The sequence below is a fragment of the Dialister sp. genome, assembly GCF_051885895.1.
Classification (GTDB): Bacteria; Bacillota; Negativicutes; order Veillonellales; family Dialisteraceae; genus Dialister.
The window spans coordinates 22,031-28,644 of the sequence record NZ_JBJEXP010000097.1 but is presented as its reverse complement, the minus strand read 5'-3'; the positions used below and the strand labels follow the sequence as shown (position 1 = coordinate 28,644).

General features: G+C 46.3%; 6 protein-coding genes. All 6 read right to left on the bottom strand.

Features of this window, described 5'->3' with window-relative positions; all coding sequences use genetic code 11:
* Positions 1–730: DUF5693 family protein (locus tag ACI4N7_RS08485; protein WP_439732925.1), on the bottom strand; the 730-nt coding region annotated here is incomplete at its 3' end.
* A gap of 8 nt (positions 731–738) precedes the next feature.
* Positions 739–1,855, bottom strand: a protein-coding gene (gene prfB / locus ACI4N7_RS08480) for a peptide chain release factor 2 (RefSeq protein ID WP_439732926.1) whose coding sequence is annotated in 2 segments (ribosomal slippage) — positions 739–1,785 and positions 1,787–1,855 — 1,116 coding nt in all. Because the reading frame shifts where the segments join, the coding sequence is not laid out codon by codon here.
* 100 nt (positions 1,856–1,955) lie between these two features.
* Entirely contained in the window at positions 1,956–4,418 is a 2,463-nt protein-coding gene (secA, locus tag ACI4N7_RS08475; RefSeq protein WP_439732924.1) for a preprotein translocase subunit SecA, read from the bottom strand.
* A 145-nt stretch (positions 4,419–4,563) separates the two neighbouring features.
* On the bottom strand, positions 4,564–5,100 hold the full coding sequence (hpf, locus tag ACI4N7_RS08470; RefSeq protein WP_439732923.1) for a ribosome hibernation-promoting factor, HPF/YfiA family: 537 nt from the start codon (positions 5,098–5,100) through the stop codon (positions 4,564–4,566).
* Between the two features lie 343 nt (positions 5,101–5,443).
* On the bottom strand, positions 5,444–5,644 hold the full coding sequence (locus ACI4N7_RS08465; RefSeq protein WP_438825752.1) for a cold shock domain-containing protein: 201 nt from the start codon (positions 5,642–5,644) through the stop codon (positions 5,444–5,446).
* Between the two features lie 230 nt (positions 5,645–5,874).
* Positions 5,875–6,612: an amino acid ABC transporter ATP-binding protein gene (locus ACI4N7_RS08460; RefSeq protein WP_439732922.1), complete on the bottom strand. Its 738-nt coding sequence runs from the start codon at positions 6,610–6,612 to the stop codon at positions 5,875–5,877.
* Positions 6,613–6,614 lie beyond the last annotated feature (2 nt).

Genomic DNA, 6,614 nt, shown 5'->3' with positions numbered 1-6,614 from the left:
GGCGGTTCAGTTCATCGGAAAGGTATTTCACATAGTCCTTATATCCGAGCACTTCTTTGCCCTGGAAAATGATGGCACTGACCTTTGGCGAAGCATCCAGCTTTTTCAGGAACAGATCCACATAGTCTCTGGTGACATGGGCTTCATTGCCCGGGCGGAGGACTACATAGAATCCATGGGAAGCAGCGTCTTTCACTGTTTCCGCATAAATGCCAAGTTCCATCTGCATGAATTTGTTATATACCGCATTCACTTCCAGCGTTTCCACACCGTTCACATCAAAGGAATGAACATCTTCCTTATTCATGAGAAGGGAAAGGTATTCCTTTGTTTCCTTGAAATAGGAATCTCCCTTTTCTGTCAGCACCGGCTGGATATAGATTTTGGAATCGGAAATACCGGAAACGCCGGGATTTCTGAATGCAAATTCACTGCCTCTGTAGATGCGGAGAAAATCATGGTTTACCAGTTTTTCCGGAGTCTCGTCATAAACGGCCAGAGATGTGACACCGCTTTTTTTGTACAGCGAAAACAGCTCATCCGCCGACTTTTTTTCGACTGATGCGCTGTCAATAATATTATAGTAATCATATACATTTTCAACGGCAGTGGCAGATGACTCTACATGGCTCCGCTGCAGGGAAATCATCCCTGCAGCGATCACGCCGATGAAGATCAGGACTGCCAGCACCTTACAGGCGCTGCTTTGTATGCCCCTCATTCTATCCATCCTTTGATTTACGCTTTTGCTTTAGCTTTAAATTTATTCATCTTCAGGAAGCCTTCGATAAAGGGATCAATATCCCCGTCCATGACGCCCTGGATATTGCCTGTTTCTACACCTGTACGGTTATCCTTTACCAGGGTATAAGGCTGGAATACGTAGGAACGGATCTGGCTGCCCCATTCAATGGCCTGCTGATCCCCTTCCAGCGCACTCACTTCCTGTTCATGCTTCTTCATTTCATATTCATAAAGCTTGGCACGAAGGAGCCGGAGGCACTGTTCCTTGTTCTGGAACTGGGAGCGTTCGTTCTGGCAGGCTGCCACAATGCCTGTAGGAATATGGGTCATACGGACTGCGGAACTGGTTTTATTGATATGCTGTCCGCCGGCACCGCTGGAACGGTAGTAATCCACTCTCACATCGTCCATGTTGAGATCTACCTGTACATCATCATCAATTTCAGGCATGACATCTACCGCAGAAAAAGAGGTGTGGCGGCGTTTGGCAGCATCAAAGGGGGAAATACGGACCAGGCGGTGTACGCCCTTTTCCGATTTCAGGAACCCGTAGGCATACTTGCCCTTCACCATATATTCAGCACTCTTAATGCCTGCTTCATCGCCGGGGAGCATATTCAGCTCTTCCAGCTGGAAGCCTTCCGCCTCTGCCCATTTCATGTACATGCGGATCAGCATTTCCGTCCAGTCCTGGGCTTCCGTACCGCCTGCACCGGCATGGAAGGTAAGGATGGCATTATTTTCATCATATTTTCCGGAAAGAAGGAGTTCAATTTCCTTCTTATCCATGATTTCTTTCACTTCGTTCAGTTCCTTGGAAATTTCCGGTTCCATGGACTGATCGTCTTCCTCAATGGCCAGATCCAGAATGTCTTTTAATCCCTCTGCCCTTTCAAAGAGCTTTGTATAGGTTTCATAGGCATCCTTGGCTTCCGTAGCTTCCTGGGAAATCCGGCGGGCTTTTTCTGCGTCGTCCCAGAAGGAAGGATCGCTCATCTGCACATCGTAGCTTCTAATCCGTTCTTTCAGCTGAGGTAAGTCAAAGTGAATCCCTTATTTCTTTTTCGTGATTCAGCAGTTCTGTTAAAGTTTTTTTCAAATCTTCCAGCATCTGGATAATCATCTCGCTTTCCTGTTTACTTTTTCTTATAGAAAATATAGTGAAAGAAACCGGGAGGCTGAAAGCCTCCGGTTCTTCATTGAACTATGAATTAATCATTGGACGGGTTTTCATCTACATAGTGAGCGGTAGCTCCCTTGAGATGATCTTCCGCCTGCGGTGCTTCTGCTGTCTGCTGCGGTGCTTCCGGATCTGTAGTAAAGCGGATCTGGATATGGTAGAGATAAAGAACAATGGTCTCAATCATAGCCTGCTGCATTTCTTCAAAAATATCATAGGCTTCTACCTTGTATTCCACAATGGGGTTTCGCTGTCCGTAGGAACGAAGGCCGATGCCTTCCTTCAGCATATCCATGTCATCCAGGTGTTCCATCCATTTGGAGTCTACCACCTTCAGCATGACTGCCTTTTCCAGTTCTCTCATCATGGAAGAGCCGATGGACTTTTCTCTGGATTCATAGGTTTCATGAGCCACAGTCTTGAGTTTGTCTTCTACCTCTTCCCTGCTCATGTCTTCGATTTCTTCCAGCTTGATTTCACCGGGAGCCAGGAAATATTTTTCGCTGTATTTCAGAAGACCTGCAAAATCCCATTCTTCCGGATAAAGCTTCGGATCCGCATAGGTCTGCATTCCCTTTTCGATAATGGTGTCCACCATGCGAAGCACCTGGTCCTTCATGTTTTCCCCTTCGAGGATCCTGCGGCGCTGTTCATAGACCACTTTTCTCTGCTGGTTCATGACATCATCATATTCAAGTACGTATTTACGGATATCAAAGTTTCTGGCTTCTACCCGTTTCTGCGCTTTCTGGATGGCATTGGATACCATGCGGCTGTTGATGGGTTCATCTTCATCAAGGCCCATTTTTTCCATGAACTTCTTGATGTTGTCGCCGCCGAAAATACGGAGCAGATCATCTTCCAGGGAAAGGAAGAACTGGCTGGAACCGGGATCGCCCTGACGGCCTGCACGGCCGCGGAGCTGGTTATCAATACGGCGGCTTTCATGTCTTTCCGTACCGATAATGGCAAGTCCGCCCAGTTCTGCTACCCCTTCGCCCAGCTGGATATCGGTGCCGCGGCCTGCCATGTTGGTGGCAATGGTGACGGCGCCCTTCTGTCCGGCTAATGCAACGATGGCAGCTTCTTTTTCATGGTATTTCGCATTCAGCACGGAATGCGGAATCTTGGCTGCATCAAGCATGCGGGACAGTTCTTCCGACTGTTCGATAGAGGTGGTACCGATCAGCATAGGCTGGCCGGTTGCATGACGGCGCTGTACTTCCTTAACGACAGCTCTGTACTTTCCTCTCTTGGTCTTAAATACCACATCCGGCAGGTCCTTACGGAGGATGGGCTTATTGGTAGGAATCTGGATAACCGGAAGGCCGTAAATCTTGATGAATTCCTGCTCTTCCGTCTTGGCTGTACCGGTCATGCCGGCCAGCTTATCGTACATTCTGAAGTAGTTCTGGAAGGTAATGGTTGCCAGGGTCTGGCTTTCACGCTGAACCTCCAGCCCTTCCTTGGCTTCAATGGCCTGATGGAGACCGTCGGAATAGCGGCGGCCATACATAAGACGGCCCGTAAATTCATCTACAATGACAACTTCGCCATCTTTAACCACATAGTCTTTATCCCTCTGCATCATGGTCTGTGCGCGAAGGGCCTGTACAAAGAGATGGTTCAGTTCCAGGTTCTCCGCATCGTACAGATTATCTACGTGAAGCATTTTTTCCATCTTGGCTACGCCTGCTTCTGTAGGCGCTACCGTCTTCTGCTTCTCGTCAATGGTGTAATCTTCATCCTTCTTCAGGTTCGGCACCAGTTTGGCCATGAGGTAGTAATTATCCGTGGATTTCTGTCCCGGGCCGGAAATAATCAGCGGCGTACGGGCTTCATCAATGAGGATGGAGTCGACTTCATCGATGAGGCAGTAATGAAGCGGACGCTGTACCATCTGGTCCAGGGAGGTTACCATGTTGTCGCGGAGGTAGTCAAAACCGAATTCATTATTGGTACCGTAGGTAATATCTGAATTATAGGCGATTTTTCTCTGCTGGAAATCAAGGTCATGAACGATAAGGCCTACAGAAAGACCCAGGAATTTATAGACCTGTCCCATCCATTCGCTGTCGCGCTTGGCCAGGTAGTCGTTGACCGTAATGACATGAACCCCTTTGCCTTCCAGTGCATTGAGATATACCGGTGCCGTAGCCACAAGGGTTTTACCTTCGCCGGTGCACATTTCAGCAATGTTGCCTCTGTGAAGAACGATACCGCCGATGAGCTGCACATCGAAATGGCGCATGCCCAGTACACGGCGGGAAGCTTCACGGACAACGGCAAATGCTTCCGGAAGAATATCGTCCAGTGTTTCTCCCTTGGCCAGACGTGCCTTGAATTCATTGGTCTTGTTGGCCAGTGAAGAATCGCTCAGCTTCTTCAGCCCATCTTCCAAAGGATTGATCTGCTGTTCTACAATCTTGCGGATCTTCTTGACTTCTTTTTCATTGGATCCGTTAAACAGCCTGTCAAAAAACTTATCAAACATGGAAACAACTCCTTATAAAATTCAGTATTCCATTTCACAAATTCCAATGCATCACACATCTTGTTTATTTTATCAAACTGAGGCTGTATAGTCAAAAAAAGAGCGGAAAATTCCGCTCTTTTTCGTGAAATTTCATGAAATTGGCTTATTTGTTTGCGTCAATCAGTCCGTATTTTCCGTCATCCCTGCGATAGACCACAGCCATGGCTTCTGTTTCGGAATTGAAGAACATAAAGAAGCTGTGACCCAGAAGGTTCATCTGGAGAACTGCTTCTTCCGGGGACATGGGGCTGATATTGAAATGCTTGGTTTTTACAATTTCAAACTCAGTATCCGGTGCAGCGGAAGGTTCCTTTTCCATGACAAACTGATGACTCAGTGTATTGCGTTCCTTGAACCGTTTTGCCAGGCGGGTTTTATATTTGTGAATCTGACGTTCCACCTTGTCAAATACCAGATCAATGGATTTATACATATCATCGGATTTTTCAACGCCTCTGAGAATGACACCGTCTACGAAAACGGTGACTTCACAGGTTTTGGTCATATTAGAAATGCGGAGCAGAACATTAATTTTAATGGGTTTGTCAAAATATCTCTGAATCTTGCCTGTGTGTTTTTCTACATAGGAATGCAGTGCGTCAGTAATTTCCAGATTTTTTCCTCTTACAGTTAATTCCATAATGAAATCCCCCTTTCTTGAATAAGCCAGGATGCTTATCCTTCTATATTTATTATACTATATCTTACATAATAATCAATCATTTTTGACTATATAAATTAGCTATCATTAAAAACTTTTATTAGTCTATTGGAACGATAGAAATCATGAAATTTAAAAGAAAAAGACTTAGGGAAGCACTGATTAAATCGCTGTCCAGTCTTCTGTTGATTTTTTCCGCATGGATAGAAGCGCCGGTCCATCAGACAGGGACTCCTGTTTTATGCAATGAAAAAAGGATAAAGCCTCTGCTTTACCCTTTTTTCAGATTCAGAAACTTACGCTATATAGCTTCAGTAAGTGATCAGCCTTCAACTTTAACGTTAGCAGCCTGAGGTCCTCTTGCACCATCAATGATATCAAAATCAACCTTCTGGCCTTCATTCAGTGTCTTGAAGCCGTCAGCCTGAATAGCGGAGAAATGAACGAAAACATCGCCGCCTTCTTCTCTTTCAATAAAGCCGTAGCCTTTTTCTGCACTGAACCACTTAACTGTACCTTTCATGGAAATTCCTCCTAAAAAAATTACTACCACGCCCTGATTGGGCATAGATTTACAATAACATAAAACATTAATTCCGTCAACCGAAATATAGAAAACTATACTGAAATTGGGATTGTTTTGGCTCTCCCGTTTTACAGGGAAAGTTACTTTTCCTGCATAAATATACGTTCAGCAGAGGGAGAAGCTGTCCAAAGGGCAAGGGCCTGTCCCTTCTGTCACTGATCCGCTACTCAGAGGACCTGGGACAGGAACAGCTTGGTGCGTTCTTCTTTGGTATGATTGAATACTTCATCCGGCGTGCCCTGTTCTACAATGACGCCGCCGTCGATAAAGAGCACCCGGTTTCCCACTTCCCGGGCAAATCCCATTTCATGAGTGACAACCACCATGGTCATGCCTTCTTCCGCCACTTCCTTCATGACGTCAAGGACTTCATGAACCATTTCCGGATCCAGGGCGGAGGTAGGTTCATCAAAAAGAAGGGCCTTCGGTTTCATAGCCAGTGCCCTGGCGATGGCCACACGCTGCTGCTGTCCACCGGAAAGCTGGGCGGGCTTGTAGTCTGCCTTGTCTTCCAGTCCGACCTTCTTGAGCAGGAGCATGCCCCGGTCATAGGCTTCCTTTTTGCTGATTTTACGAACTTTCATAGGTGCCAGCATGAGGTTCTGGATAACCGACATATGAGGAAACAGGTTGAAGCGCTGGAATACCATGCCTATTTCTCTTCTGACCTCATTGATATTCTTTTCCCCGTTCACGGGCATGCCGTCAAAAAACACGGTGCCCGCCGTAGGGGTTTCCAGTCCGTTGATGCAGCGGAGAAGGGTACTCTTGCCGGAACCGGATGGTCCGATAATCACTACCACTTCTTTTTCTTTTACTTTGACACTGATATCCTTTAAAACCGTGAGGTCTCCGAATTTCTTACCTACATGATTGATTTCGATTAAATATTTCTTATCCGCCATAA

What these genes read in the sequence shown, in the direction of transcription:
- secA (WP_439732924.1), bottom strand. Translation starts at nt 4,418, where the DNA reads ATGTTTGATAAGTTTTTTGACAGGCTGTTTAACGGATCCAATGAAAAA.
- hpf (WP_439732923.1), bottom strand. Translation starts at nt 5,100, where the DNA reads ATGGAATTAACTGTAAGAGGAAAAAATCTGGAAATTACTGACGCACTG.
- ACI4N7_RS08465 (WP_438825752.1), bottom strand. Translation starts at nt 5,644, where the DNA reads ATGAAAGGTACAGTTAAGTGGTTCAGTGCAGAAAAAGGCTACGGCTTT.
- ACI4N7_RS08460 (WP_439732922.1), bottom strand. Translation starts at nt 6,612, where the DNA reads ATGGCGGATAAGAAATATTTAATCGAAATCAATCATGTAGGTAAGAAA.